Here is a 25,562-nt window from a genome sequence, read left to right as displayed (position 1 = left end):
GTCCAGCGCCTGCATCCGCAGGGCCTTCCAGCGGGGGCCGCGTGTAACCTTACCTGAGTGGCGTTTGTAATCTTGCCTCATCCCCATGCGATGCGCCCTCCTTTCTGTATTGGCCGGCCCATGATCCGAGCGCCCTCAGCAACGGCGATAACCGTGGCAGACGCCGCATCAATCCGGCCCGTAGAACGCGCCTTTGCCAGTTTCAGATTGTTGGATGGATCGCGCAGAGTAACCGCATCAGCGAACGCAGAACGCAGCAACAAGGACGGGTTTGTCAGCACCTTTCCGTCAAACGCCGCCCGCCGGAACCGCTCGCAATCCTCGTTCCCGTCTTTGAACCCAAAGCCGCGCCAGATCACAGGCGAACGGATGCCCGCCCGGTCAATCGCTTCTCCAAGTTCGGATTGCTTGTACCGATCCGCGACTAGCGCTGCGACGGGTTCGCCCTCGATATGTTTCATCACCTCGATCAGCCAAGGTGCAATCGGCACGGTTTGATCGCCAATTGTGGACAACTCGCCCCGATCCTGCATTTCAACATAGCGCCCTTGAACGCCATCATTTGCGCCACGGTCAGCAAGGTTCGGTTTTCTTGGGAAGGTGCCAAGGCTTTCAAGACGGCCCGTTTCCGGCCAGTAAAAAGACGCCGCCGTCATAGACGCAGAGCCGCCAAGGTCGATCCCGATCACGCATTGCCCTTGCCGTGCCGGAACCTCAGATACTTCACAGGCAAGCCACTCATCTACGGTCAACAGCACATCCCGGGTTTCGCCGCTTACACGCTCATTCCGGTTATAGAGCCGGAACGTGGTCAGCGTTGAGCCGCCCCGCTCAATTGCCCGCCGTGCCTGACCTTGCAACCACTCCAAAGAAGAACCAATGCCAGCAACAGCGCCGGGGTTTGCTTCTTTGAGGCTTTCCAGATCATCCGCAGGCAAGCCCGGTGACGGTCGATGTTCTTGCCGATAGATGCCCGGTGCGTCCTCGTCGAGCCAGATTGAAAAGGGGTGGGCATCATCAGGTGCAGAGGTTGAAATGATTAACGCCCGCCCGCCACGCTTGCCCATACCGGACAACAGCGCATGTTCCAGAGCGTCACCTTGATCAGCCGCCCAATGGCCCCGTTCATCCATCAAGATCAACGTAGGGGCAGAGCCAAGCGCAGACTTGCCATCAGCCGCAATCGCCCGGATGAAATGCCCGCCGCCGCCACCCTCATATTCGATTTCAAGACGCGGGGAACGCCGGACTGTGAACAGCTTTTGTTCGTCTTCAGGTAAAGACCGCATGAACCCGACCACAAAGTCAAAAGCGATGCGGGCTTGGTCCCGCGTTCTTGCGGCAATCAAGATTTCGCGCCGAGGCTGACCATCCCACTTGCCCATGCACGATCCCAGAGCGATGCCAGCCGACAGCGCCGTCTTAGCGTTCCCGCGCCCGATGGACAAAACCGCCACGTTAACATCGCCAGCCAACGCGCCTTTAACAAATCGCTTTTGGAATGGGGCAAGCTTGACCAGTTCGCCTGCCTTTGGCCCCTCGGGGATTGCCAGCGTTTCAAGGAACCGGATTGCTTTGGTGGATGCTTTCATGCCAGCCTCCAGTTGTTGCAACACAGGAGGTATTGATGCTGAATAAAATAGGCGGTGTGTTCGTATCCGTGCTTTTCGGTGTTCCGGCGTTCGCTCAGAGTGACCAATGCCGTTGGATGGAAACAGATCGCCTTGCAGCTTCCCTTTGCGAATGCCGCGAAATAGAAAGCGATATCGAACGTTTGCAGTGTTTTGAGAAAGTTAGCCGTACGGATATGCTTTTGCGCCGTCAGGCCGATGCCAGAGCCGAATGGCTTAGCCGTCAACCATTCGGTATTGAGGCAATGCGCGACAGAACCTCTAGTGAAGCCAACTAATCCGCACAGCGCGAACGCATAACCCAGACCCCCGGCCCCCTGCCCGGATGCAAAAGCCGCCATTGGGACCAGATCAAACGTCATGCCGCCACCCCGACAGCTCTGAGTTCGTCGGCTTCTAAAAGGCCACGGCTCAATATCTCACGAGCTAGCGATGGGCTAATCGCAGTCTGTGGAATGAAGGCACCGGCCTTCACTTGCGATGCCCAATAAGCGGCTGCGTCGGCTTGCCCATCATTTGGCAAAGCCCTAGCTCGCGCGTGTTCTTTTCTAAGTTCCTTTTCTCTGTTCGCCCCCCAAACCTGTCTGGCTTTCTCGGACACATCTGTCGTGCTTTCTGGACAGTCCTGTCGGGCTTTTACCGTCGAAAGGCTGACAACCTTGTCAGCCTTTTTTTTGACTTCCACTGCCCGGTTAAGTGTCGCCTCAGTCGGCAAATACCTTGTGGCTCTGCCGCGGTTCACACCTCGCTCGACCGTGTAGTGCCCGGACCCCAAAAGGTCACGAGCGGCTCGGCTGACCGTTTTTTCCGAAACCCCCATCGCCTTCGCCACGAATGCATCAGAAGGGCGAGACTCGCCTGTCACATGATCTGCGTGATTGAGTGCAAGATATGCCGCAAGGCGAAATGCACGGTCGGACACTTCACGGTCGGACGCCAAGTCGCGCAGATGCTGCAGCTTTACCTTAGCAAACGGCAAGTCACTCATCAGGCCGCCTCAACTTGCGTCTCTACCCACGCCAAGACATCAGCCTGCCGCCAGTAACGACGGCGGGAAATATATATAGGTTTGGGGAAATTGAGGTCTGTGTCATGGAGCCAACGCCACAGGCTCATGTCAGATATGCCGCCACACAGTTCGCGCACGGTCGCAGCGGATATGAGTTTCTTGTCCATGATAAGCCTCGCTATAAAAAACGTAGGCAATCACTGACAAAATAAGGGGATTACGAGGAGCGGGAAAGGATATCTTCGATTGCTTTCACCCCCCATTTTCGGATGCGCATCTTCTCTCTAAACCGCTGCAGGATATCATTGTAATAGTCTGAATGTCTTGCCTTTTCTGAAATCCCGGCAACCTGCTTGGCTGCGGCATTTCTGGAAAGCTCATCTCGGAGAACAAGTAATCTCATTTGGTTCATTGGCTGTATCCAGGTTTCAGAACCCCATGGAACTGCCAGCTTATTGCCACCGCCGCGCGGCTTCTTATGACGTGGAAGCGTCTCCAATAATTCCATTTCTGTTCGTGGATGTTTACCAAAGGCAGTCATTGATATGGTCCCACTTTGGTGCGGCTTCTCTAATCCAAGGAACCGCTCGGCAACGCCTGACACTTTTCTTTTCGTCACGTTGTCTGGTCCATTTAATACCCGGTAGAGGTTTACCCATTCGCGGATCCAAGGGCCTTCAATCCGCATTTTTCGCTGCGTTTCTTCGTCCGTAAGCACGAACTCTCCTCGTATGCGCAGGGCATTTCGAAACTCGTCAAGCGTTCCGGCTATTGCGTGTTGGTCAATGCGAAAGAGTATATCCAGGTATGCGAGAATATGCACATCGGGCCAATTTGGTCGGTCCTCAGGTTTCAACTGCATAAACTCCCACAAGTCGGCCTCGATCACGATCTCCCCACCGACGGCAAACAGAAATTCGTGGTGTGTAATTCCCTGCCCTTTCGAATTCATCACTACTTAGACTCCCCAATACGCACTACGTTGTCGGAATTGCCGGATACTATCTGCGCAACGAGGCCGGCCCATGCTTCCAACGCTCTCCTCTTTTCGTCTGCATAGTCGTGCCGTTGATACACTGCCACGATGCCGCCACCCGTTCCACTGACATGGTTGAGAACCGCCTCTGTCACACGCACAGGTATCCCGAGGCGGGCCATACCCGTTGCGGCGGTCCTTCGCAGGTCGTGGAATGTCCAATGTGGGATAGTCACTTCCAAGCCGCGCTCTTCGCTAGCAATCGCAACCATTTGGTCAGCAAGGTGCTGACGACCTTTGTGGAATCCACTTAATGGCGTTCCGCCAGTCGTGGTGTGGTAATACCCCTTATCGCCTTCGATCATATCTATACGGCAAAGAACACTTATTGCGGCATCTGACAAAGGTATGTCATGCGCCCGCCCATTCTTTGTGCGGACCGCCGATAGATGCCAATTGGTGCCTGTGACCTCTTTATCAGTCATGCAGGCGACTTCATTCAATCTCTGGCCGGTCAACAACAACAGCTCTCCCAACGGTCCCCAAGGTTGCTTGATCGCCTGACAGGCCATCCAGAACCATCGAACCTCATCATCAGACAAAACGCGGTCCCGGCTGACCTCTTTCGCCACCGGCTTGATCCCGGTTGCTGGACTGAACGCAATTATGTCCCGTTCCACACACCAATTGAGAAACTTATTCAGATAGGACCGCACTCTATTAGCTGTCACAATCCGCCCAGAATCGACTATGCTGTCCAGCAGGTCAATGACGTCACGCTTGGCAATATCATGGATGTCGCGCCCGCCCCACTCCGATACAACGTGCCTATCCAATTCGCGTTTGACCGTATGACCGCTTTTCAGGCCAGACAAATGGCGCCGGTCGAATTGCTCAATCAGCGTCTTCACCTTATCGCGTTCAGATAGCTGAGCTTCCAGCCGTGCAGCCTTGGTCGCCTTTTTCTCAGCCGCAGGATTTTGGCCACGTTCAATTTTGTCAATTGCATCGGACGCAACTGCACGCGCATCAGCGACGCCAAGAACGGGCCAACGCCCAAGCGTGAGCTTTGCAGGTTTTCCCGCCCAGCGATACCGAAGGGCCCATGACTTTGCACCACTCGGCTGGATTACCAGATACAGCCCAGACAGCGCCGGGTCAGGCACTTCAAGTCTCCGTACCAGGTTGGGTTTCATCGCGTCGACAGCTTTGGTCGTGAGTGCCTTTGCCATAGTCAATTGGTCCTTTGGGGTAACACTGGGGTAACATTTTGAACCAATAGTGGTCGTTAGATCATGTTAGATATAGATACAAAAAAATCATATAACATCAAGCAAAATATGGAATATTTATGTTATCAAGGATATGGTTCGTTAGGTAGTGATACGGTTAATAATTTGACTGTTAATCAATTGGTCGTAGGTTCGATCCCTACCGTCGGAGCCAACTTCCCCTTAGGTGGTTGGCGGTAAACGAAAAAGCGCTCCTTCGGGGGCGCTTTTCGCGTTCTGGGGGCCTGCGTGGCACATCCTTTGCGTTTTAGCTGATGGGGTGCCTCCCTCACGCGAAACGCTGCGCAGAACGGCGCGATGCGCAGGGGCGCGGCGCGGTGGGAAAAGGAACAAATTTCGGGAAATATGGGCAACGGTGCCAAACGGATGTGAATCAGCCGCGGGCACTTGGTTTGTCGGATCGGGCGGGCGCGATGACTGCGCCCGCCCGATCTGTTTTTAGGACTTCATCGCGGCAAGCACAGCATCGCCGGTGATCGGCAGATGACGCACGCGCGCGCCAGTCGCGTTGAAGATCGCGTTGGCAATCGCGGGTGCGATCACGGTGGTGCCGGGCTCGCCCAGACCAACGGGTACTTCGGTGCTTTCGACAAAGTCGATTTCAAGCTCGGGCACATCGGCCAGACGCAGTGGCGTATAGGCCCCGAGGTTCAGGTCGATAACGTTGCCGTTCTCGATCCGGGTGCCTTCATGCAGCGCCAAAGACAGTCCCCAAAGCGCCGCACCTTCGCATTGTGCGCGCGCCCCGTCGGGGTCCACCACGGTGCCGCAGTCAAACGCCAGCCACATCTTCTGGACATCGACCGCGCCCGTTTCAGGATCAACCGCCAGCTTGACCGCCGCCGCTGTCCAGGTCGGCATGCTGCGCGACTGGCCATAGGTGGTGGCAATACCGATTGCGGTGCCCTCGGGCAGCTCTGCACTGCCATAACCCGACATCTCTGCCACGCGCTGCAAAACAGCGGCCTGACGCGATGCCCCACCAACCGCATTGGGCGCAGAGCCCGCGTTGATGCCTTCGGCCTTTAGGTGATCCAGACGGAACTGCAACGGATCCGCACCGACTTTATGCGCCGCTTCATCCATGAAGCTTTCCACGGCAAAGTTGGTCCAGCCCGGTCCGACAGACCGCAGCCAGCCGGGACGGAAGGTCGCATTCGCCAGATCGTTCGAGATCGCCCGCACCTGATGCGCACCCACCGTGTACCAGTGATCGGCGCCGTCAATGGCAAAGGGGTCATAGGGTTCTTCGTTGACACCTTTGGGCATGAAACCCGGTGCCATCACCTGCGTCGGCCAACCGGCTGCGGCGTGGTGTTCCATACCCGTGACCGATTTGGCATCGTCGAACGCCATGCGCAGTTTTTGCACGGACGGCGACCGGATGCTGTCGAACTGCGCGTCTTCCTCGCGCGAGAACACCAGCTTGACCGGCTTGCCAACCGCTTTCGAGGCGAGCGCTGCGGGCACGATATAGTCGCCGTTCAGGCGACGGCCAAAGCCCCCACCCAGCATATAGCTGCGCATCACGATCTTATCGGCGGGTACTTCCAAAGCGGCGGCCAGCGTGGGCAGGATCAGCGATTGCCACTGGTTGCCCGCGTGAGTTTCCCAAACACCATCGGCGTTCTGGAAAACCGTGGCGTTCACCGGCTCCATCTGGAAGTGCAGTACGGATTGCGTGGTGTATTCGGCTTCGAGCATATCGGCGGCGGCATCAAAGGCAGCGGTCGTGTCGGGCTGCTCTGTGTGCAGGATCGACCCTTCCTCGCCCTGGATCAGCTCGCGCGAGCGCGCCTGGATATCCTCTTCCGAGACATTCGCCGTCTCGCCCGAGGTCCAGTCGACGCTGATCTCGTAGGTCGCCGTGCGCGCGGCGTGCAGCGTTTTGCCCAGCACCACAACCCAGCCTGGCACAGTGCCCGACGGGTCGTCGATCACCACGGTTTCAAGGTAGCCCTTGATGTCCTTGGCACCGCTATCGTCCACGGCATTCACCTTGGAGCCATAGCGCGTCGGGGGCAGCATCGGCACGCCGTACACCATCCCGTCAACTTTGGCATCCAGACCATAGATCGCCTGACCCGTGGTTTTCGTATCCAGATCAAGCGGATGCACGTCCTGGCCCACAAGGCGCAGGTCAGCGTGGGGTTTCAGCGGCAGGGCTGCCAGCTCTTCTTCGGTGAAGCTGCGGTCAAGCCCCTCGGCCACCAGATCACCATAGCTGATGGTTTGCGTGCCATCGGTCACCGCACCGTCGCGTGCGGTCAGACCCGAGGCATCAACGCCCCATTTGGCCGCGGCGGCTTCGATCAAGGCGGTCCGGCCAGCGGCCCCTGCTTGACGGTAGACAGGCCAGCTTTGCCAGATCGACCAGCTGCCGCCGGTGACCATCAGGCCCCATTTCTCGGCTGTATCGACATGGGTGATGTGTACGTTTTCCCATGCGACTTCCAGCTCGTCCGCCAGAATACGCGCGATGGCGGTGCCGACGTGTTGGCCCATCTCGGCGCGGATGATGTTGACGTTGACCTGACCGTCGGCGTCGATCCAGTACCACATCGACGGCTCGAACGTGTCGCCATTGGGCGTGACCGGCGTGCCATCCGGCACCGCAGGGTTCATTGCGGCGTTCGACACCTGAGGGAAGCCGAATGCAACGCCAACGGCCGTCATGGAGACAAGGAACCCACGGCGGGTCATCTGGGGTTGCGTCTCTGCGCCTGTGAGGCGGGAAATCAAATTAGCCATTGTCGGAGCCTCCCATAGCGGTGGCGGCGTCGCGCACGGCTTGACGGATTCGGGGATATGTCATGCAGCGGCACAGGTTGCCGGTCATCACCGCGTCGATGTCGTCATCGCTGGGGTTGGGCGTGTCTTTCAGCAGCGACGCTGCCTGCATGATCTGACCCGACTGGCAATAGCCGCACTGGGGCACGCGCAGGTTCCGCCACGCTTCTTGCACAGGGTGGTTGCCGTTTTCGTCCAGCCCTTCGATGGTGGTGACCTTCATCCCTTCGACATCCGAAAGATAGGTGATGCAGGACCGTGTGGCCGTCCCGTCGATATGCACGGTACATGCGCCACAGGCGCCGATGCCACAGCCGAACTTGGTGCCGGTCAGTCCGATCTCGTCACGGATCGCCCACAATAGGGGCGTATCCGGCTCAGCGTCGACAGAGACCTGCCGTCCGTTCAATTCGAATTCAATCATTAAGTCGTTGTCCTTGGGTAATTTTTGCCTAGGGCGGAGGGCGCGTATAACAGCGTGGTTTCGAACTGGTCAACATAGGTTTCATGGCACCCTTTGACAGGTCTGGACCAAGATGATCACGGGATTGTCAGACGTCCGTGCGCGATACGCGTTTGACGATCTTACACGGAAAGCACGCTTGGCGAAAGAATATTTCGCCACCACTCACACACGCATGATTTTCCACAGCGCAGTCTCGCCTTGTTTATCCAGTCACCGGCAGGTACTGCCCCCCATCACCAGACTGTATAGGACAGTCCGGTCATCAAGGGTCCGGCAACGTCATGGCGCAAAATTCTCTGATTTACAAAGTCGAGCTTTCGGTCTCGGACATGGATCGCCACTACTACGAGACGCACAAGCTGACCGTGGCCAAACACCCGTCGGAAACCGATGAACGTCTGATGGTGCGCCTGCTGGCCTTTGCCCTGAACGCGCATGAGCATCTTGAGATGACAAAGGGCCTGTCGACCGACGATGAACCCGATATCTGGCAAAAAAGTCTGAGCGACGAGATCGACGTTTGGGTGGCTCTCGGCCTGCCAAGTGAAAAGATCATCCGGCAGTCGTGCAACAAATCCGCGCGGGTCGTGATCTATCCTTATGGCGGCAAAACGGCAGAGGTCTGGTGGGACAAGGTCCGCAGCAGCACCGCCCGTTTCGACAAGCTCGAGGTCGTCAATCTGGCAGAGCATGACACCGCGGCGCTGGCAAAGCTGGCCAGCCGCGCGATGAAGCTTGGCGTGCATATTCAGGACGGTGACGTTATGGTCAGCGTCGATGACAGCGTCGTCTACCTGACGCCCCAGACGTGGAAAGACGCGGGCTGAAGCGCCACTGGCGTCGGGGGTGACCCCTCGCCAGCGCGCATTTAAGCGAAACTTGTGCCGCTACTGCATGGAGTGGAAGCCGACCATATTGCCCTCCGTATCCTGACACACGAGGATCCAGCCAAACTCACCGATGGATGTTTTCGGCTGCGCGACGCTGCCGCCCGCGCTGGTCGCGCGTTCCTCTTGGGTGGCGCAATCCTCGACCATGAAATAGACAATCGTGCCCCCGACCCCTGGCCCCGCATAAGGCGCTTTGGTCAGCGCGCCCCCCGCGCCATAGGCTGTCATCTCGGTCGGGAAGCTCATCATCTGCATCTCACCGCTCGGGTCTGGCATCGGCTCCAGCTTGGTGTCGAGCATGGCTTCGTAGAAGCCGACCGCCCGATCAAGGTCGTCCACATAGATATCGAACCATCCTACGGCATTCATCTTGGTCATTTCCTATCCCTTTCAAGTGTTTGGTGTTGTCGTAAAATCGAATTGCCCCGCCGCTCAGACCGCATTGGACGCGTCAATGCGCCGCTCAAGATGCCAGATCTTCGATACAATCTGCCAGCCCTGCGCGCCCTTCACGAAACCAAGGTGATCGACGAAGACATTGTCATGGGCGCGGATGCGGATTTTCACCGTTGCACTCAGCGGCGACAGCATGTCGATCATCAACACCTCTGCCTCGCGCGGTTGCCCGATGCTGGCAGGAGAGACGCGGGCCCCGACATCGCGGCTGAAACTGTCGATCGGCTCTACAAAGACCGTCCCATTGTCGCCGTCAAACAGGCTTGAGCTCGGGTGGAACACGGCATTCAACTTGTCGGTGTCACACTCGTGTATTGCGTCAAAATAGGTCTCTATCGCGCTCAGCAGTTCAGGGTGCATGGTCATGTCAAACCTCCGGTATGTGGTGCTGATCCAAGATTGCCATTTCTGCGAAACCCGCGATACTGGCTATATTGACAACCTTCGGTCGGATTCTGCCAAAATGTCCCAAATTGCACCCCGAAACGCCCCCTTGGTCTGTGCGCTTGCCTATGACGGGCTGTGCACCTTCGAATTCGGCATCGCGGTAGAGCTTTTCGCCCTGCCCCGACCCGAGTTCGCGGATTGGTACCGCTATGCGACGGTTAAGGCCGAACCCGGTCCGATCCGCGCCACGGGCGGCATCACGATCGAGGCGCAGGAGGATCTTGATCTGCTGCGGCAAGCCAGCCTGATCATCGTGCCCGGCTGGCGCGGTGCCGATGCCCCTATCCCGCCCGCGCTATGCGCCGCCTTGCAAGACGCCTATGCCCAAGGCGCGCGGATCGCGTCGATCTGTTCAGGTGTCTTTGTCTTGGCTGCGGCGGGGCTGCTGACAGGCAAAAGCGCCACAACCCATTGGCGATACACCGATCAGTTGGCCGCGCGCTACCCTGACATATCCGTGGACCCTGATGTGCTATTCGTGGAAGACGACAGGATTTTCACCTCGGCCGGATCGGCGGCGGGGCTGGATCTGGGGCTGCATATCATTCGGCAGGATCACGGCGCGCAGGTCGCTGCGTCTGTTGCCCGACGGCTTGTCCTTCCCGCACAACGCGACGGCGGGCAACGTCAGTTCGTGCCCCGCCCCGAGCCCAAGGCGCGGATGGGGTCGGATCTTGCAGCGCTACAGGATATGATCCGCGCCACACTCGACGAGGACTGGCCGATGGCGCGTATGGCACAAACCGCCGCGACCAGCGGGCGCACGCTTGCCCGCCGGTTCCGCGAAGAGACAGGCGACACCCCCCTCAACTGGCTCAAGCTTGAACGGGTGTCCCGCGCCGCTGAACTGCTGGAAAATAGCGCCATCCCGCTGGCCGATATATCAGACGTCTGCGGCTTCGGCTCGGCCGAGAGTTTTCGCCGCGATTTCCGCAAAATGATGGGCGTTCCTCCGATCCGGTATCGCGAAAGGTTCGGGGCTGCCACCTAGCCCCGCCCCCTACGCTGGGTTTCCCGCACCGCCCGCACAAACGCGGCTACACTGCACCCGTCGCGTTTGTTAGGGTTTTGACGTAGCATACCAGAAAACCCCGAAGCAGAAGGCGTCGCGTTTTATGTTGACCAATAGTGATCTTGTGGAACTGACCGAATTTCGCCGCGCGCTGCATCGCCATCCCGAAGTCTCTGGCGAAGAGGTAGAGACCGCAAAAACCATCGTTGGCGCGCTAAAGCCCCTGTCGCCCACCCGCATCCTGACAGGTCTTGGAGGGCATGGCGTCGCGGCGGTGTTCGACAGCGGCACGGCTGGCCCGACGGTCCTGTTCCGCGCCGAGCTTGACGCCCTGCCGATAGAAGAACGCAACAGCGATATCGACTGGCTGTCCGAGGTTGCGGGCAAAAGCCACGTGTGCGGGCACGATGGTCATATGACGATGCTGCTGGCTTTGGGGCGCATGATCGCGCGCAAACCGGTTGCCACGGGGCGCGTGGTGCTGATGTTCCAACCCGCGGAAGAGGACGGCAGCGGGGCCAAAGCGGTGGTCAGCGATCCCGCATTCGACGCGATCAAACCGGATTGGGCCTTTGCGATCCACAATGAACCGGGCAGTCCGTTCGGCTTTGTCTCCACCCGCGTGGGGCTGATCAACTGCGCGTCGATGGGGCTCAAGGTCAAGCTCAGCGGGAAAACTGCCCATGCCGCCGACCCGCAAGACGGGGTATCGCCCGCGCTCGCGGTGGCACGGCTTATCCCCGCGCTGGATGATCTGGGCCACGGCGACGGCGGCCCGCGCAACGACGACTTCCGGCTGGTCACCGTCACCCACGCCACTATAGGAGAGCCGACTTTCGGCATCGCGCCGGGCGCGGCAGAGGTGTTTGCCACTCTGCGCACCGCCGGCGATGCGGGGCTGGAAAGCCTTGAGACCGCCGCGCGCGATCTCGCATCAACGATTGCCGCTGAATACGGTCTTGGCGTCTCTTTCGAGGTGCATGACCATTTCGCCGCTTCGATCAACGACGCAGACGCCTATGCCGTAGCAACCAAAGCGATGGAGGCGATCGGCGTGCCTTTTGGCGAGGAAAACGTACCCATGCGCGCTTCGGAGGATTTCGGCGTATTCGGCTGGGGGGCCAAAGCCGCGATGCTGTGTCTCGGACCGGGGGAGGATCACGCGGCCCTGCACAACCCCGACTATGACTTCCCCGATGACCTTATCCCCATCGGCAGCGGGATCTTCGACCGCATCGCCCGAGATCTTCTGGGGACGGCGTAACCCGCCCCCTTCTGAACGCGCCGCCCAAGCCCGCTAGTCCTGCGTCGCCAGCAAATCGGTGATCAGCGCATGGGTCGCACGGACCCGCGCCTCGTTCGGGTAGTTGCGGTTGGCAAGCACAACGATCCCAAGGTCTTGCCCCGGTAGCAGCGCGACATACCCGCCGAACCCGTTGGTCGCGCCGGTCTTGTTCAGGATCACATCGCGCTGCGGTGGCAACGGTGGGGTCAGGCGGGTCGCGGGCTGGGGCGACAGGATAAAGTCATAGCCGTTGCCCGCCTCCATCCTGGCGACATCGACAGGCCAAGGGTACTGCTCCCATATCATGTCTTGGGTGTAATAGGCCGTCTCTGCCTGCCCCTGCCGTGTGCGTTCAAGCGCTGCGGTCAGCGCGGGATCTGCCCCGCCGCGGCCCAGCTCCAGATCCAGCAGGCGCAGCATATCGCGGGCGGTCGATTTCACCCCATAGGCCTCATCTGCCAACACGCCGGGGTTAACGCGAATGGGCGCATCCGTCTTGCGGTCATAGCCAAAGGCATAGCGATCCATCGCGTCATCCGGCACGTCAACATAGGTGCTGCCAAGCCCCATCGCGGGAAACAGCACATCCTCAGCCGCTTGGGCAAAGGACATACCCATGGTCTGTGCCGTGATATGCCCCAGCAAGCCGATGCTGACGTTGGAATAGCTGCGTGTCCCCGGTTGCGGCGGTTGCCAGCCCTCTAGCCAGCGGATCAGCTCGGGCACATTGCCCACCTCGCCGGGAACCTGAAGCGGCAAGCCACCGGTGACATGGGGGGACAGATCAACCAGCCTTATCGCGCCGAAAGCGGCCCCCTCAAGCTGGGGTATGCTGTCCGACACAGGCGCATCCAGATCAAGCATACCGCGGTCTTCAGCCAATGCGGCTAACGTCGCGGTGAAAATCTTGCTGATCGACCCGAGTTCAAAGATCGTATCCGGCGTCGCCGCGACATTTCCTTTGCGCGCCGCCACACCCGTCGCATGGAAGCTATGCTGCCCCTGCCAGGTGATACCCACGACCAATCCGGGGATTTGATACTGCTCGATTACCGGCGCAAAGCTGGCACCTGCGATATCGACAATCTGCTCGCTCGTTGCGCCTTGTGCGAACAACGACGCGGGAAAAGTAAAGGGGACCGACAGCACGACTGCCAGCGCGAGGTTGGGGGATTTCATATCTGCTTCGACCTATTCATGGGTGTTGCCGACGTCATTAAGCGGCACGGCCTCAACGCACAAATGCGAAAATGCGCGGACGAACCGGTGCGCGCCCCGCCGCTTGCAGCTTTCACAGTAATTTCCCTTGGCTTCCCGGCTTTGCCCGCTACCTTGATCCCCAAGTTGTGCAAACCAGTCACTTTTTACGCCAAGGAGCCTGCATCTCATGAAAAATTCCCTTCGTATCACCGTATCCGCCGCCACCCTTACCGCGGCACTGGCCTCGGCAGCGGCCGCCGACATCACCGTATCGTCCAAGATCGACACAGAAGGCGGGCTGTTGGGCAATGTCATCGCCCTTGCGCTAGAGGACGCGGGCCTGCCTGTCGAACGCCGCCTGCAACTGGGCGGCACGCAGGTTGTCCGCGAGGCGCTGCTGTCCGGCCAGATCGACATTTACCCCGAATACACCGGCAACGCGGCCTTCTTCTTTAACGAAGCAGACAGCGACGTGTGGAAAGACGCCGAAGCCGCACACGCCCGCGCGGCCGAGCTCGACTCCACGCAAAACGATGTCACATGGCTGACCTCGGCCCCTGCCAATAACACATGGGCCATCGCGGTGACCGGCCCCGTGGCGCAAGACAACAACCTGACCACCATGTCCGATTTCGGCGCATGGGTCGCGCAGGGCGGCACGGTCAAGCTCGCGGCCTCGACCGAGTTTGTGTCCTCCCCCGCGGTGCTGCCCGCGATGCAGGACACCTACGGATTTGAACTGGACGCGGACCAGACGGTGATCCTGTCCGGCGGCGATACAGCAGCCACGATCCAGGCCGCCGCACGGGGCACATCGGGTGTGAACGCCGCGATGGTCTATGGCACCGACGGCGGTGTCGGTGCCACAGGTCTGGTGGTGATGGAGGATGACAAAGGCGTGCAGCCCGTCTACGAGCCCGCCCCCATCGTCCGCGCCGAGGTACTGGCCGAATACCCGTCGATCCCCGAGGTGCTGAACCCCATTTTCGAGGGGTTGGACATGGCGACGCTGCAAAAGCTCAACGGGCGGATTCAGGTTGGCGGTGAACCGGCAGAGGCCGTGGCGCGTGATTACCTCACCCAAGCCGGGGTGCTGGACTGATCCGGGGCACGATGTCCTTGCAGACCCCTCGGGCGCAGCTATCCGCGCCGGGGGTTCTATTTGCCGTTCTGGGGGCCGCAGCGATGCTGGCCCCCTTTATGACGCTGGCCGCAAACCGCATCGTGGCGGGGGACGCGGTGCCGATCTGGGCGGTGGTCCCCGTATCGCAGACGATCCCCGGATTGGCAGCGATCGTGGCGGGGTTGGCGTTGGGCCTGCCTGCAAGACACGTGGGACTGCGTCTGGCGGGGCCGCTTGTGGGGCTGGCGGGGTTGCTGTGGCTTCTCGTCCAGGGCGCGCCAGCACTGCTGGAGGGCGCGGGCGATTACGCAAGGGTGTCTCCGGCGGCGGGGTTCTGGTGCTTGCTGGTGATCTTTGCCCTGCTCATGGCCGATGCGATCACCGCGATGAAACCGGGGCCCTTTCAGCGCGCATCACTGCTCGCGTTGGTGCTGGGTGCTCTGTCCGTCGTGCTTGGCTCTGGTGCGCTGGCACCGCTGTCGGTGATGCAGGAACTTGCCGCGCGCCGTGACGCCTTCGCGTCCGAGGCGACGCGTCACCTTTGGCTGGCCTTCGGGTCGCTTGGCATGGCGGGGCTGATCGGCTTTCCCATCGGTGTTCTGAGCCACCGCAAGCCCGCGCTACGCAGCGCGATCCTGCCGGTGCTGAGCTTTCTGCAAACCATCCCCTCGCTCGCCATGTTCGGGCTGATGATCCCCCTGCTGGGCTGGGTCGGTGCCACCGTACCCGGTGCGCGCAGCATTGGCATCGCGGGCATCGGATTCGCACCGGCCTTTGTCGCACTGGTACTCTATTCGCTGCTGCCCGTCGTGGGAAACACCGTGGCCGGTCTGGCCGCCACGCCGCCGCAAGCCCTGAACGCCGCGCGCGGAGTAGGCATGACAGCGGCGCAACGCCTGTGGCGCGTGGAACTGCCCATCGGCCTCCCCGTGATCCTCACCGGCCTGCGCATCGTGCTGGTCCAGAACATCGGGCTGGCGGTCATCGCGGGGCTAATCGGCGGCGGCGGCTTTGGCACATTCGTGTTCCAGGGGCTGAACCAGACCGCGACAGACCTGATCCTGTTGGGCGCGCTGCCCACGGTCGCGCTGGCCCTGACGGCGGCTATCGTGATGGATATTCTGGTCGACCTGACCCGCCGCCTCCCCAAGGAGACCCCATGATAGAGATCGACAATATCACCAAAATCTACGACAGCGCCCGCGCCGTCGATGGCGTGTCGATGACCATTGATACCGGCACGATCACCGTAATTGTGGGCACATCCGGTTCGGGCAAGACAACCCTTTTGCGGCTGATCAACCGGCTGGAAGAGCCCACCTCGGGAGAGGTGCGGATCAACGGGCAATCAACCCTCGACGTCAAACCGCATATCCTGCGGCGGCGGATCGGATATGCCATTCAAGGGCACGGGTTGTTCCCGCATCACACGGTCGCGCGCAATATTGGCGCGGTGCCGCAACTGCTGGGCTGGACCCACGACAAGATCGACGCCCGCGTGGACGAACTGCTTGATCTTTTCTCGATGGCACCGCAAGAGTTCCGCCACCGCTACCCCTCTGAACTGTCGGGCGGGCAGCAACAACGGGTCGGCGTGGCACGGGCCCTTGCCTCGCGCCCTGATCTGATCCTCATGGATGAACCCTTTGGCGCGCTCGACCCGATCATCCGCACCCGCGCGCAAGAGGATCTGCGCCGCATCCAGCAGGCGCTCGGCTCCACCATCATCCTCGTGACCCATGATATGGAGGAAGCCATTCGTCTGGGCGACCGCGTGGCGGTGATGGATGGCGGCAAGCTGGTGCAACATGCCACCCCGGCAGAGATCATCACCCACCCCGCAACAGATTTTGTGGCTGATATGGTGGGCGATGTCGAACGCCCGCTGCGGCTGCTTTCCCTCACCCCGCTGGCTGAGGTGATGGAGGACGGTCCCGCCAACGGCGCGCCCCTGCCCCGCGAGGCAAATCTGCGCGACGCGCTGTCGGCCTGCCTGTGGACAGGGCGCAGCGCCGTGCCGATCACCGATAAGGGCAAGATCATCGGCCGCGTGACGCTAGACGCGATCCGCGCCCGCGCCGAGGTGCACGCATGACAGCGGGCAACCTGCTACGCGCCTGCTTGCTGGCGCTGTTGCTCGCTCTGGTGCTACGGCCCGATTGGTTCGCGCCGCTCTTTGCGCCGCTGGCCCCGGCGGGCGGACCGGTCATTTACGCGCGCAGCTCTTTGCTGTCGCTCTCGCTCAGCCATCTTGGGCTAGTGGCCCTTGCCTCTGTTGCGGCGACGCTGGTGGCGGTGACACTGGCGATCTTTGTCACCCGTCCTGTGGGCGCGTCCTTCCTGCCGCTGTCGCGCACGATCACCAACATCGGTCAGACCTTCCCCCCCGTCGCGGTGCTGGCGCTTGCCGTGCCTGCCTTGGGCTTCGGGGCGGGGCCGACGCTGGTGGCGCTGTTTCTTTATGGGCTGCTCCCGATCTTCGAGAACGCGATCACCGCCCTATCAACCCTGCCCCCCGCCACGATGGAGGCCGCACGCGGCATGGGGCTGAACCGCTGGCAACGCCTGTGGCGGGTGGAGCTTCCCCTCGCCCTGCCCGTGATCCTGACCGGGATCCGCCTGTCCGTCGTCATCGCCCTTGGCACCGCCACCATCGGCTCCACCGTTGCCGCGCGCACCCTGGGCGAAGTCATCATCGCCGGGCTGCTGACCAATAACACCGCCTATGTGCTGCAAGGCGGTTTGATCGTGGGGCTTTTTGCGGTGCTTATCTATGACGGTATGGCCCAGCTTGAACGTTACCTGAGCCGTCGCATGGGTGGATAAACCGCGCCGAGTGGAAGCGCGCCTATCCGCCGCCCGCGCAATTGCGCCCCCTGTCCAAGACTTGTATCACACCGCTATGATCCGACAGCTTGCCCCTTTTGTCCTCACCCTCTGGGCCGCGCCGCTGGCCGCGCACCCCCATGTGTTTATCGACACGCAGCTCTCGCTTGTCGCCGACGATCAAGGGCAACTGACCCATGTGCGGGTGACCTGGCAGTATGACGCGCTCTATTCCTTGCTGGTGACCGAGGATATGGGCCTTGATGCCGACGGCGACGGGGCGCTCACGGAAACGGAGCTTGCGACGCTGAACGGCTTTGACATGCAGTGGGTCGACGGGTTCAACGGCGATCTGGTCCTCAGCGCCGAGGCGAGCAATATCGCGCTGTCCGGCCCGACCGAGATTGCGACGCAGTTTGACAACGGACAGATCACCACGATGCACACCCGCGCGCTGGAAACCGCAGTACCCGCAGGGACAGCAATCACGATCAAACCCTATGATGCGACCTATTACACCGCCTACGATATCACGACTGCAATAGACACCACGCGCGCACCGACCTGTCGCGCCCGCGTCGCCATGCCCGATGTCACCGCCACGATGGAGGCGCTGCAACAACAGCTCGCCCAGCTTGATGCCCAGACCGATCCTTCCGACGCGGGTCTGCCGGATATCGGCGCGCAAATGGCCCCGACGGTGAATGTGACATGCGCCGCGCCCTGACCGTGATCGCCTTGGGCGTGGTCATCGCCCTTGCCGCGCTGTGGTGGACCGGCGGCTTTGACCGGCTGGCGCAATGGGCTGCGGCGCATCAACGCGCGTTTCAAAACAGCATCGCCCTCTCGCTGCGCGCCGTGCGTGCGGGCCAGCCAGAGGCGATAACCGCCCTGCTTTCCGCCTGTTTCGCCTATGGCGTGGTTCATGCCGCAGGCCCCGGTCACGGCAAGGTGTTGATCGGCGGCTATGGCGCGGCCAAGGCTGTGCCGATGCTGCGACTGTCGGTGATCGCGCTGCTGTCGTCGCTGGGTCAGGCCGTGACGGCGGTGGCTCTGGTCTATACCGGCGTGAGCCTGTTGCACTTGGGGCGCGAGCGTATGATCTCGCTGACAGAGGCGATTATGGCCCCCGTCAGCTATGGCGCGATTGCCTGTGTCGGGCTGTGGCTGTTCTGGCGGGGCCTGCGCCATTTCCGCGCGACGCTTCCCTCGCCGCGAGATCATCACCACAATCACCACCAGCACGACCATGACGGTATCTGCGCCACCTGTGGCCATGCGCATGGCCCCACCGCTGAACAGGTTCGACAGGCGACCACCCTGCGCGAGACGCTGCTGCTGATCGGATCTATCGCGGTGCGGCCCTGCACGGGGGCGTTGTTCGTGTTGATCATCACGCTTCAGATGGGGATCGCGGGCGTCGGGATTGCCGGTGCTTTCGCGATGGCCTTTGGCACCGGGACCATCACCATCGCCGTGGGTCTTGGTGCCGGTGCGTTGCGCGGCGGGGTGCTCGCCGGGTGGGCCAGTGCCCCCCGTGCAGCCCAGATCGCCGCCCTGATCGAGCTTGCCGCCGGGCTTGGTGTCGCCCTGTTGGCGGGGGGATTGCTGCTGCGGACGGTCTGAGTTTACCCGCTCGACAAGGGGGACGGTCAAAACTATCTATAATCCATGACCCAACCTAGATCAGAGACCCACTCCGCCCGGATTGCGCGCATATTAGCCGACCGCATCATCTCGGGGCAGTTGGCCCCGGGCGCGCGGTTGCGGCAAGACCACATCGCGCAGGAATTCGGCGCAAGCCATGTGCCTGTGCGCGAAGCCTTTCGTTTGCTAGAGACACAATCACTTGCAGAAAGCCTGCCAAGACGCGGATTTCGCGTCACTTTCTTCGATATGGCAGAGCTGCGGGAAGTCGCTGAAATGCGCGCCAGCCTCGAAGCGCTCGCCCTGCGGCACGCCGCACCCAACCTGACGCCCGATATCCTTGCCAAGGCGCAAAAGGCCAACCTGCAAGGCGACAGCGCCCAGAATGTACATGAATGGGAAGAGGCAAACCGCTGTTTTCACAGATTAATTCTTGAACCCTGCCAGATGCCGCGTCTGATGCGGTCGATTGACGACCTGCAAGCGGCAAGCGCGCGGTTCATTCTGCGGGCGTGGCGGACAAATTGGGAAGCCCGCACCGATCACGATCACCGTCTGATCCTCGACGCGCTGCGTAAAGGTCAGGTGGATCTGGCCTGTACCACGCTCTCGCGCCACGTGGGGTGGATCGGCAAGCGCAGTCGCACCCTAAAAAATCAAACTGGGTCAGGCACTTCCGAGTTTTTCAGATAATTATCTATAATCTGAATTGTCAGAAGGCGCGTCCTTCGTCCTACTGGGATAGACCTTGAAAGCTATCACTCGGAGGAAACCAGATGGCACTTGCGATTACATCCCTACCCCGTAACCCGTCCTTCGCGCAGGGCCTTGGCCTCGCGCTGGCCGGTGCCGCGCTGATCACGCTGGGGGCCAAGGTCCAGATCCCGTTCTGGCCGGTGCCCATGACGCTGCACACGCTATCGGTCTTTCTTGTCGCCCTCACCCTTGGCCCGCGTCTGGGGCTGGCGGCCATGGCGGCCTATCTTGGCGCTGGTGCAGCGGGGCTTCCGGTGTTCTCCGGCACGCCTGAACGCGGCATCGGGCTTAGCTATATGGTCGGGCCGACGGGCGGCTATCTGCTGGGTTACCTTGTGGCGGCGGGTCTGACCGGCTGGCTGGCGATGGGGCGCGGCTGGATCGGGCGCGTGCTGGCGATGCTGGCGGGGCTGACCGTGGTCTATGCCGGTGGTCTGGCGTGGCTGTCGCTGTTCGTGCCCGCATCCAAGCTGCTGGCCGCAGGGCTGACCCCTTTCCTGCTGGGTGATGTGGTCAAGGTGCTGCTGGTGGCGACACTGCTGTCTGGCCTGTCGCGGCTGAAAGGGCGTGATCAATGATCCGTACAGACTGGACCCTCGACGAAGCGGCAGCGATCCACGCGCTGCCCTTCCCCGACCTGATCCATCAGGCGCAAACGCTGCACCGCGCGCATTTCGACCCCACGGCGATCGAAACCGCCAGCTTGCTGAGCATCAAGACCGGCGGCTGCCCCGAGGATTGCGGCTATTGTTCGCAATCGGCGCATTACGACACCGGCGTCAAAGCGACCAAACTGATGGGCGCACAGGAGGTCATCGCCGCCGCCAAACGCGCCAAGGATGCGGGCGCGCAGCGGTTCTGCATGGGGGCTGCATGGCGCAGCCCCAAGGACCGCGACATGGACAAGCTGACCGATATGGTGCGCGGCGTGGCCGATCTGGGGCTAGAGACCTGCATGACGCTGGGGATGCTGTCGCCCGAGCAGGTGACCAAGCTCAAGGATGCCGGGCTCGATTTCTACAACCACAACATCGATACCTCGCCCGAGTATTACGCCGAGATCGCGTCAACACGCACGATGGAAGACCGCCTTGAGACGGTGGAACATGTGCGCAAGGGCGGGATCAAGGTCTGCTGCGGCGGTATCCTTGGGATGGGAGAGGCAGAGGCGGACCGGATCAGCATGCTGGTCACCCTCGCCACGCTGCCCAGCCACCCAGACAGCGTGCCGGTGAACCTGTGGAACGCGGTCAAAGGCGTGCCAGTGCAGGGAAAATCCGAAAAGGTCGACCCTTTTGCGCTGGTCCGGCTGGTGGCCTTGGCGCGTATCCTGATGCCCGCCTCGGTCGTGCGTCTCTCCGCAGGCCGCACCGGGATGAGCGACGAGCTGCAATCGCTGTGCTTTCTGGCGGGGGCGAATTCGATCTTTGTGGGCAACCAGTTGCTGACCACCGAAAACCCGGCCACGTGGAAAGACAACGACCTTCTGCAACGGCTCGGCATGCATGTGGCACCGGCCAAGCCCGCGTCCAGATCGGCCAAGATCGCGGCGCAGTAGATCCGCCCCTGACACGTGCAAAAGCCCGGCCTGATATCCTCGGGCCGGGCTTATCCTATCGGGCGACAGCGTGGCGTCAGGCGAAGATGATCACCGACTGCATGCCGTCTGCGACCATATCCCCATCCGTATTCCAGACCCGCATGACCTGAGAGCTATAGCCGCCGTTACCGGCGGTCAGCTGTGTCTCCATCATATACCAGCCGTCGCGGGTGTTGGCGTGATCGGACAACAGGTTGATGATCCAGTTCATCGACGAATTCGGCCCCGGCCGCGTCATCATCGGGAAAGCGGCGGGGGGCAGCACGTCGCCAATCGCGATCAGCCCTTCAAGCGTCCCCCACATCGCCGGATCACGGTGCCGCGCCCAAATCCGGACATAGCCGCGATCGGACCCTGAAAACGGCAGGCTGCCCTCGATCAGCTTGACCTCGAAGTTGACAAAGAACCGCACCGGCGGGCGTTTCAATGCGGGCGGGAAGTAAGAGGGCGTGTCGTCCGGCCCTTGGGGGGCGGCGGGCGCGGTATGGCCCACGCTCAATTGACTTTCCTGCGCATGGCCGAAAGAAAACGTGCCCGTTGCCGCGACCTTGCCGTCGATTTCAGCGCGGGTGGCGATGGTGGTGATGTTGCGCCCTTCGCGCAGCACTTCGGCATGGATCGTGGGCGGCTGCGACACGGGTGCGGTAAAGTTAATCAGCGCCGACCGCAGCGCGGGCAGATCGGGGCGGTCCCGACGGGCCGCATTGACCAGCAAGGCACCGGTAAATCCGCCAAAGGCCGTACGCCCCTGCGCCCAGTTCTCTGGCACCTGATAGCGCGGCGCGGTGCCATCCTGCTCTGCTGTCGCCAATACCTCGGCCAGGGTCACATCTGTCATGTCGGGTCCTTTATGCGTCTGTCACCGCGCGCGGGCGCGCTGTTTCCCAATCGATGCCCGCAAAGCCAAGGGCGCGCAAGACACCCTGCCCCTGAAACGCCACGTCACCCAACACGCACCCCCGCGGCAAAAAACCTTTGGCAGGATCGAATAGAGGTGTTGACGCCCAATCTATATTTCACATATCCATGAAATATGGAAACACTACTCACAGATCGAACTCGCCACCCTGAGCCACCCGCAGCGGCTGGCCGTGTTTCGCCTGCTGATGCGGCGCTATCCGGATGCTTTGCCTGCGGGGGAAATCGCGCAGGTACTGGCGCTGAAATCCAGCACGGCGTCGGTATATCTGTCGGCGCTGACGCAAGTCGGGCTGATCTCGCAGCGGCGCGACGGGACGCGGCTCTTGTACACCATCAACCTTGATGCGGCGGGCGAGGTCGTATCGGGGTTGTTCGTGGATTGTTGTCGGGGGCGCGCTGATCTCTGCCCGCCCCCGTTCTCTGACCTCATTAACAGGACGCAGATGATGACCCAGACAAAATTCAACGTGCTTTTCGTATGTACCGGCAATTCCGCCCGCTCCATCTTTGCAGAGACGATCCTGCGGGACATGGCGGGCGACCGGTTCACCGCCTATTCCGCGGGCACCCTGCCCCGGTCCGAGCTTAACCCCCTTGCGGTCGAGATGCTGCAAGCCAAGGGCCACAGCATCGACGCGCTGCGGTCCAAACATATCTCTGAATTCCAGACCGCCGATGCGCCGCAGATGGATTTCGTCTTTACCGTCTGTGACCACGCCGCAAACGAGGAATGTCCCACCTGGCCCGGCCAGCCCGTGTCGGGGCATTGGGGCATGCCCGATCCCGTCAAAGCCGAAGGGACAGAAGCGGAACGCCGGCTGGCCTTTCAACAGACATATGGCGCGCTGCACAACCGGCTTCTGGCCTTCACCGCCCTGCCTTTCGAAGCGCTGGATCGCGCTGCCTTGCAAAAACGGGTCGATGCCATCGGGGCCGACCCAGTGACCACAGGATAAACCACGATGACAACCTATGCTTTGAACGGCCTTGGCCGCATCGGAAAACTCGCCCTGCGGCCCTTGCTGGAACAGGGGGCCAAGATCGCCTTTATCAACGACGCGGTTGGCGACCCCGAGATGCACGCCCATCTGCTGGAGTTTGATTCCGTCCACGGGCGCTGGCCTGCGACCTTCAGCGCAGAGGAACATGCGATCACCATCGATGGCACGCGTATCCCCGTGACCAGCACCAAATCGATCACAGACCTGCCGCTGGAGGGGGTGGATGTGGTGATCGACTGCACCGGTGCGTTCAAGACAGAGGCCAAGCTTGCCCCCTATTTCGAGGCGGGCGTGAAAAAGGTTGTTGTCTCTGCCCCCGTCAAGGACGGGCCGACGGCGAATATCGTCTATGGCGTGAACGACGACACCTATGATCCAGCCAAGCACAGCATCGTCACCGCGGCGAGCTGCACCACCAACTGCCTCGCCCCCGTTGTCAAAGTGCTGCTGGAAGGGATCGGGATCAAACACGGGTCGATCACCACGATCCATGACGTGACCAACACGCAAACCATCGTGGACCGCCCCGCCAAGGATATGCGCCGCGCCCGATCGGCGCTGACCAACCTGATCCCTACCACCACGGGGTCCGCCACGGCGATCACGCTGATCTATCCGGAGCTGACCGGCAAGCTGAACGGCCACGCCGTGCGGGTGCCCCTGCTGAATGCGTCGATCACCGACTGCGTGTTCGAGCTGGAGCGTGAGACGAGTGTGGAAGAGGTCAACGCCCTGTTCAAAACCGCCGCCGAGGGGCCGCTAAAGGGTATTCTGGGCTTTGAGGAACGCCCGCTTGTGTCGTCGGATTACACCAATGACACCCGCAGCGGGATCGTGGATGCGCCATCGACGATGGTGGTGAATGGCACGCAGGTCAAAATTTATGCGTGGTATGACAATGAAATGGGCTATGCGCACCGACTGGTGGATGTGGCGCTGATGGTGGGCGGCAAGCTGTGACACGCCCTGCCGGTTTTACCGCCTATATCACTGTCACCGCCGCCTATTGGGCCTTTATGCTGACCGACGGCGCGCTGCGGATGCTGGTGCTGCTGCATTTTCACACGCTCGGGTTCTCTCCGGTACAGCTGGCCTATCTGTTTGTGCTCTACGAGATCGCGGGCGTGGTCACCAACCTGTCGGCGGGCTGGATCGCGGCGCGCTTCGGGCTGACCTCGACGCTTTATGCGGGGCTGTCGTTGCAAGTGGTCGCGCTGCTGGCGTTGACACAGCTTGATCCGGCCTGGAGCGTCGCCGCCTCTGTCGTCTTTGTCATGCTGGTGCAAGGGCTGTCGGGTGTGGCCAAGGATCTGGCCAAGATGAGCTCTAAATCCGCGGTCAAGCTGCTGGCCCCCACCACAGGGGGCGGCTTGTTCCGCTGGGTCGCACTGCTCACCGGATCGAAGAACGCGGTCAAGGGCGCTGGCTTTCTGCTGGGTGCGGGGATGCTGGCGCTGCTGGGGTTTGTGCCGTCGACGCTGGTGATGGCGGCGATCCTGTTTGTGATCCTGATCGGCGTCATCATCGGTATGCCCGCGGGCCTGCCCGTGGGACGCAAGGATGCCAAGTTCACCGAAGTCCTGTCCAAGAACCGCAATATCAACTGGCTCAGCGCCGCGCGGCTGTTCCTCTTCGGGGCGCGCGACGTGTGGTTTGTCGTGGGCATCCCGATCTATTTCTACGCCGTGCTCTCCGATGGCAGCGTCGAAAGCAAGCGGGAGGCTTTCTTTATGATCGGCAGCTTTATGGCGGTGTGGACGATCCTTTATGGGGCCGTGCAAGGCTGGGCCCCCAAGATACTGCGGGCCACAGGCCGGACCGAGGGCGACACGCTCGCACAGGCCCGCCACTGGAACCTTGCGCTGGTCGTCGTGCCTGCCCTGCTGGCCGCGCTGGTCTGGATCACGCCTGCGCCATCCCCCGCGCTGACGGTCACGATTGTCATCGGTTTGCTGGTATTCGGTGCGATTTTCGCGGTGAATTCGGCGCTTCATTCCTATCTGATCCTCAGCTTTACGGATGCAAAGCGGGTCACGATGGATGTGGGGTTCTACTATATGTCCAACGCGGCCGGTCGGTTGGTAGGCACGCTTTTGTCAGGCTTCACCTATCAACTGGGGGGGCTGGCGCTGTGTCTTGGCACGGCGGCGCTGATGCTGGCGCTGAGCGCCTTGGGGACGGCACAGCTGCGCCCTTCGCAAACGTCATGAACTGCGGCGCGCGGGGATGTCCCC

The 25,562-nt window shown here is 61.2% G+C and carries 27 protein-coding genes; 15 read left to right on the top strand and 12 right to left on the bottom strand.

Annotated features, from left to right (window positions below):
* Nucleotides 1-77: 77 nt before the first annotated feature.
* From SJY36_RS07410 to SJY36_RS07375, 8 genes are all read right to left on the bottom strand, one after another.
* Complete coding sequence (locus tag SJY36_RS07410) at nt 78-1,592, bottom strand: terminase large subunit domain-containing protein (RefSeq protein ID WP_386173971.1); 1,515 nt, start codon at nt 1,590-1,592, stop codon at nt 78-80.
* Nucleotides 1,589-1,993 (bottom strand): hypothetical protein, encoded by a 405-nt coding sequence (locus SJY36_RS07405; RefSeq protein ID WP_386173968.1) that lies wholly within the window; start codon nt 1,991-1,993, stop codon nt 1,589-1,591. The genes SJY36_RS07410 and SJY36_RS07405 overlap by 4 nt, the downstream gene beginning before the upstream one ends.
* Entirely contained in the window at nt 1,990-2,619 is a 630-nt protein-coding gene (locus tag SJY36_RS07400) for a helix-turn-helix domain-containing protein (RefSeq protein WP_237279064.1), read from the bottom strand. The genes SJY36_RS07405 and SJY36_RS07400 overlap by 4 nt, the downstream gene beginning before the upstream one ends.
* On the bottom strand, nt 2,619-2,807 hold the full coding sequence (locus SJY36_RS07395; RefSeq protein WP_386173966.1) for a helix-turn-helix transcriptional regulator: 189 nt from the start codon (nt 2,805-2,807) through the stop codon (nt 2,619-2,621). The genes SJY36_RS07400 and SJY36_RS07395 overlap by 1 nt, the downstream gene beginning before the upstream one ends.
* Before the next feature lie 50 nt (nt 2,808-2,857).
* Nucleotides 2,858-3,595 carry a hypothetical protein gene (locus tag SJY36_RS07390; RefSeq protein ID WP_386173964.1) on the bottom strand — a complete coding sequence of 246 codons (738 nt, stop codon included), beginning with the start codon at nt 3,593-3,595 and terminating at the stop codon, nt 2,858-2,860.
* Nucleotides 3,595-4,848 carry a tyrosine-type recombinase/integrase gene (locus tag SJY36_RS07385; protein ID WP_386173962.1) on the bottom strand — a complete coding sequence of 418 codons (1,254 nt, stop codon included), beginning with the start codon at nt 4,846-4,848 and terminating at the stop codon, nt 3,595-3,597. The genes SJY36_RS07390 and SJY36_RS07385 overlap by 1 nt, the downstream gene beginning before the upstream one ends.
* 498 nt (nt 4,849-5,346) lie before the next feature.
* The gene (locus SJY36_RS07380) at nt 5,347-7,659 is read right to left on the bottom strand and encodes a molybdopterin cofactor-binding domain-containing protein (RefSeq protein ID WP_386173960.1); all 2,313 of its coding nucleotides are present in this window, start codon (nt 7,657-7,659) and stop codon (nt 5,347-5,349) included.
* Nucleotides 7,652-8,122 carry a (2Fe-2S)-binding protein gene (locus SJY36_RS07375; protein WP_005853119.1) on the bottom strand — a complete coding sequence of 157 codons (471 nt, stop codon included), beginning with the start codon at nt 8,120-8,122 and terminating at the stop codon, nt 7,652-7,654. Before SJY36_RS07375 ends, SJY36_RS07380 begins: the two co-directional genes overlap by 8 nt.
* Before the next feature lie 323 nt (nt 8,123-8,445).
* Here SJY36_RS07375 and SJY36_RS07370 point away from each other — a divergent pair, with 323 nt between their 5' ends.
* Nucleotides 8,446-8,991 carry a YaeQ family protein gene (locus SJY36_RS07370; protein WP_289091902.1) on the top strand — a complete coding sequence of 182 codons (546 nt, stop codon included), beginning with the start codon at nt 8,446-8,448 and terminating at the stop codon, nt 8,989-8,991.
* A 60-nt stretch (nt 8,992-9,051) separates the two neighbouring features.
* On the opposite strand, the gene SJY36_RS07365 is transcribed toward SJY36_RS07370, so the two are convergent.
* Nucleotides 9,052-9,432, bottom strand: a complete 381-nt coding sequence (locus SJY36_RS07365) for a VOC family protein (protein WP_037944097.1) — start codon at nt 9,430-9,432, stop codon at nt 9,052-9,054.
* 54 nt (nt 9,433-9,486) lie between these two features.
* A complete protein-coding gene (locus SJY36_RS07360; protein WP_386173954.1) occupies nt 9,487-9,876 on the bottom strand; it encodes a nuclear transport factor 2 family protein in 390 nt (129 codons plus the stop codon).
* 97 nt (nt 9,877-9,973) lie between these two features.
* On the opposite strand from SJY36_RS07360, the gene ftrA reads away from it, so the two are divergent.
* Both ftrA and SJY36_RS07350 read left to right on the top strand, forming a co-directional pair.
* Nucleotides 9,974-10,948, top strand: a complete 975-nt coding sequence (gene ftrA / locus SJY36_RS07355) for a transcriptional regulator FtrA (RefSeq protein WP_386173951.1) — start codon at nt 9,974-9,976, stop codon at nt 10,946-10,948.
* A 124-nt stretch (nt 10,949-11,072) separates the two neighbouring features.
* A complete protein-coding gene (locus SJY36_RS07350; RefSeq protein ID WP_386173948.1) occupies nt 11,073-12,233 on the top strand; it encodes an amidohydrolase in 1,161 nt (386 codons plus the stop codon).
* A 33-nt stretch (nt 12,234-12,266) separates the two neighbouring features.
* Here SJY36_RS07350 and ampC read toward each other — a convergent pair whose 3' ends face one another.
* Nucleotides 12,267-13,433, bottom strand: a complete 1,167-nt coding sequence (gene ampC, locus SJY36_RS07345; RefSeq protein ID WP_386173946.1) for a class C beta-lactamase — start codon at nt 13,431-13,433, stop codon at nt 12,267-12,269.
* 208 nt (nt 13,434-13,641) lie between these two features.
* On the opposite strand from ampC, the gene SJY36_RS07340 reads away from it, so the two are divergent.
* The 9 genes from SJY36_RS07340 to bioB all read left to right on the top strand — a co-directional run bounded on the left by SJY36_RS07340 (nt 13,642) and on the right by bioB (nt 21,364).
* Nucleotides 13,642-14,556, top strand: coding sequence for an ABC transporter substrate-binding protein (locus SJY36_RS07340; RefSeq protein WP_386173943.1), 915 nt, complete (start codon nt 13,642-13,644; stop codon nt 14,554-14,556).
* Nucleotides 14,557-14,567: 11 nt separating this feature from the next.
* Nucleotides 14,568-15,740, top strand: coding sequence for an ABC transporter permease (locus SJY36_RS07335; RefSeq protein WP_386173940.1), 1,173 nt, complete (start codon nt 14,568-14,570; stop codon nt 15,738-15,740).
* The gene (locus SJY36_RS07330) at nt 15,737-16,672 is read left to right on the top strand and encodes an ABC transporter ATP-binding protein (RefSeq protein WP_386173938.1); all 936 of its coding nucleotides are present in this window, start codon (nt 15,737-15,739) and stop codon (nt 16,670-16,672) included. The genes SJY36_RS07335 and SJY36_RS07330 overlap by 4 nt, the downstream gene beginning before the upstream one ends.
* The gene (locus tag SJY36_RS07325) at nt 16,669-17,403 is read left to right on the top strand and encodes an ABC transporter permease (protein WP_386173936.1); all 735 of its coding nucleotides are present in this window, start codon (nt 16,669-16,671) and stop codon (nt 17,401-17,403) included. The genes SJY36_RS07330 and SJY36_RS07325 overlap by 4 nt, the downstream gene beginning before the upstream one ends.
* 76 nt (nt 17,404-17,479) lie before the next feature.
* Nucleotides 17,480-18,130: a DUF1007 family protein gene (locus tag SJY36_RS07320; RefSeq protein ID WP_386173934.1), complete on the top strand. Its 651-nt coding sequence runs from the start codon at nt 17,480-17,482 to the stop codon at nt 18,128-18,130.
* Complete coding sequence (locus SJY36_RS07315) at nt 18,115-19,029, top strand: nickel/cobalt transporter (RefSeq protein ID WP_386173932.1); 915 nt, start codon at nt 18,115-18,117, stop codon at nt 19,027-19,029. Before SJY36_RS07320 ends, SJY36_RS07315 begins: the two co-directional genes overlap by 16 nt.
* Before the next feature lie 45 nt (nt 19,030-19,074).
* The gene (locus tag SJY36_RS07310) at nt 19,075-19,743 is read left to right on the top strand and encodes a GntR family transcriptional regulator (protein ID WP_180827596.1); all 669 of its coding nucleotides are present in this window, start codon (nt 19,075-19,077) and stop codon (nt 19,741-19,743) included.
* An 83-nt stretch (nt 19,744-19,826) separates the two neighbouring features.
* Nucleotides 19,827-20,384 (top strand): biotin transporter BioY, encoded by a 558-nt coding sequence (locus tag SJY36_RS07305; protein ID WP_386173929.1) that lies wholly within the window; start codon nt 19,827-19,829, stop codon nt 20,382-20,384.
* The gene (gene bioB, locus SJY36_RS07300; protein ID WP_180827595.1) at nt 20,381-21,364 is read left to right on the top strand and encodes a biotin synthase BioB; all 984 of its coding nucleotides are present in this window, start codon (nt 20,381-20,383) and stop codon (nt 21,362-21,364) included. Before SJY36_RS07305 ends, bioB begins: the two co-directional genes overlap by 4 nt.
* A gap of 76 nt (nt 21,365-21,440) precedes the next feature.
* Here bioB and SJY36_RS07295 read toward each other — a convergent pair whose 3' ends face one another.
* On the bottom strand, nt 21,441-22,244 hold the full coding sequence (locus tag SJY36_RS07295; RefSeq protein WP_386173927.1) for a thioesterase family protein: 804 nt from the start codon (nt 22,242-22,244) through the stop codon (nt 21,441-21,443).
* Nucleotides 22,245-22,512: 268 nt separating this feature from the next.
* Between SJY36_RS07295 and SJY36_RS07290 the strand changes: the two genes are divergently transcribed.
* The 3 genes from SJY36_RS07290 to arsJ are packed head-to-tail and all read left to right on the top strand — an operon-like array spanning nt 22,513 to nt 25,538.
* A complete protein-coding gene (locus SJY36_RS07290) occupies nt 22,513-23,283 on the top strand; it encodes an ArsR family transcriptional regulator (protein WP_386173925.1) in 771 nt (256 codons plus the stop codon).
* 6 nt (nt 23,284-23,289) lie between these two features.
* On the top strand, nt 23,290-24,288 hold the full coding sequence (locus SJY36_RS07285; protein ID WP_386173923.1) for an ArsJ-associated glyceraldehyde-3-phosphate dehydrogenase: 999 nt from the start codon (nt 23,290-23,292) through the stop codon (nt 24,286-24,288).
* Nucleotides 24,285-25,538, top strand: coding sequence for an organoarsenical effux MFS transporter ArsJ (gene arsJ / locus SJY36_RS07280; RefSeq protein ID WP_064215795.1), 1,254 nt, complete (start codon nt 24,285-24,287; stop codon nt 25,536-25,538). The genes SJY36_RS07285 and arsJ overlap by 4 nt, the downstream gene beginning before the upstream one ends.
* Nucleotides 25,539-25,562: the final 24 nt, after the last annotated feature.

The sequence above is a fragment of the Sulfitobacter sp. R86518 genome (assembly GCF_042466275.1).
Classification (GTDB): domain Bacteria; phylum Pseudomonadota; class Alphaproteobacteria; order Rhodobacterales; family Rhodobacteraceae; genus Sulfitobacter; species Sulfitobacter pontiacus.
The sequence above is the reverse complement of the archived record's forward strand: the minus strand, read 5'-3'. Positions and strand labels throughout refer to the sequence as shown.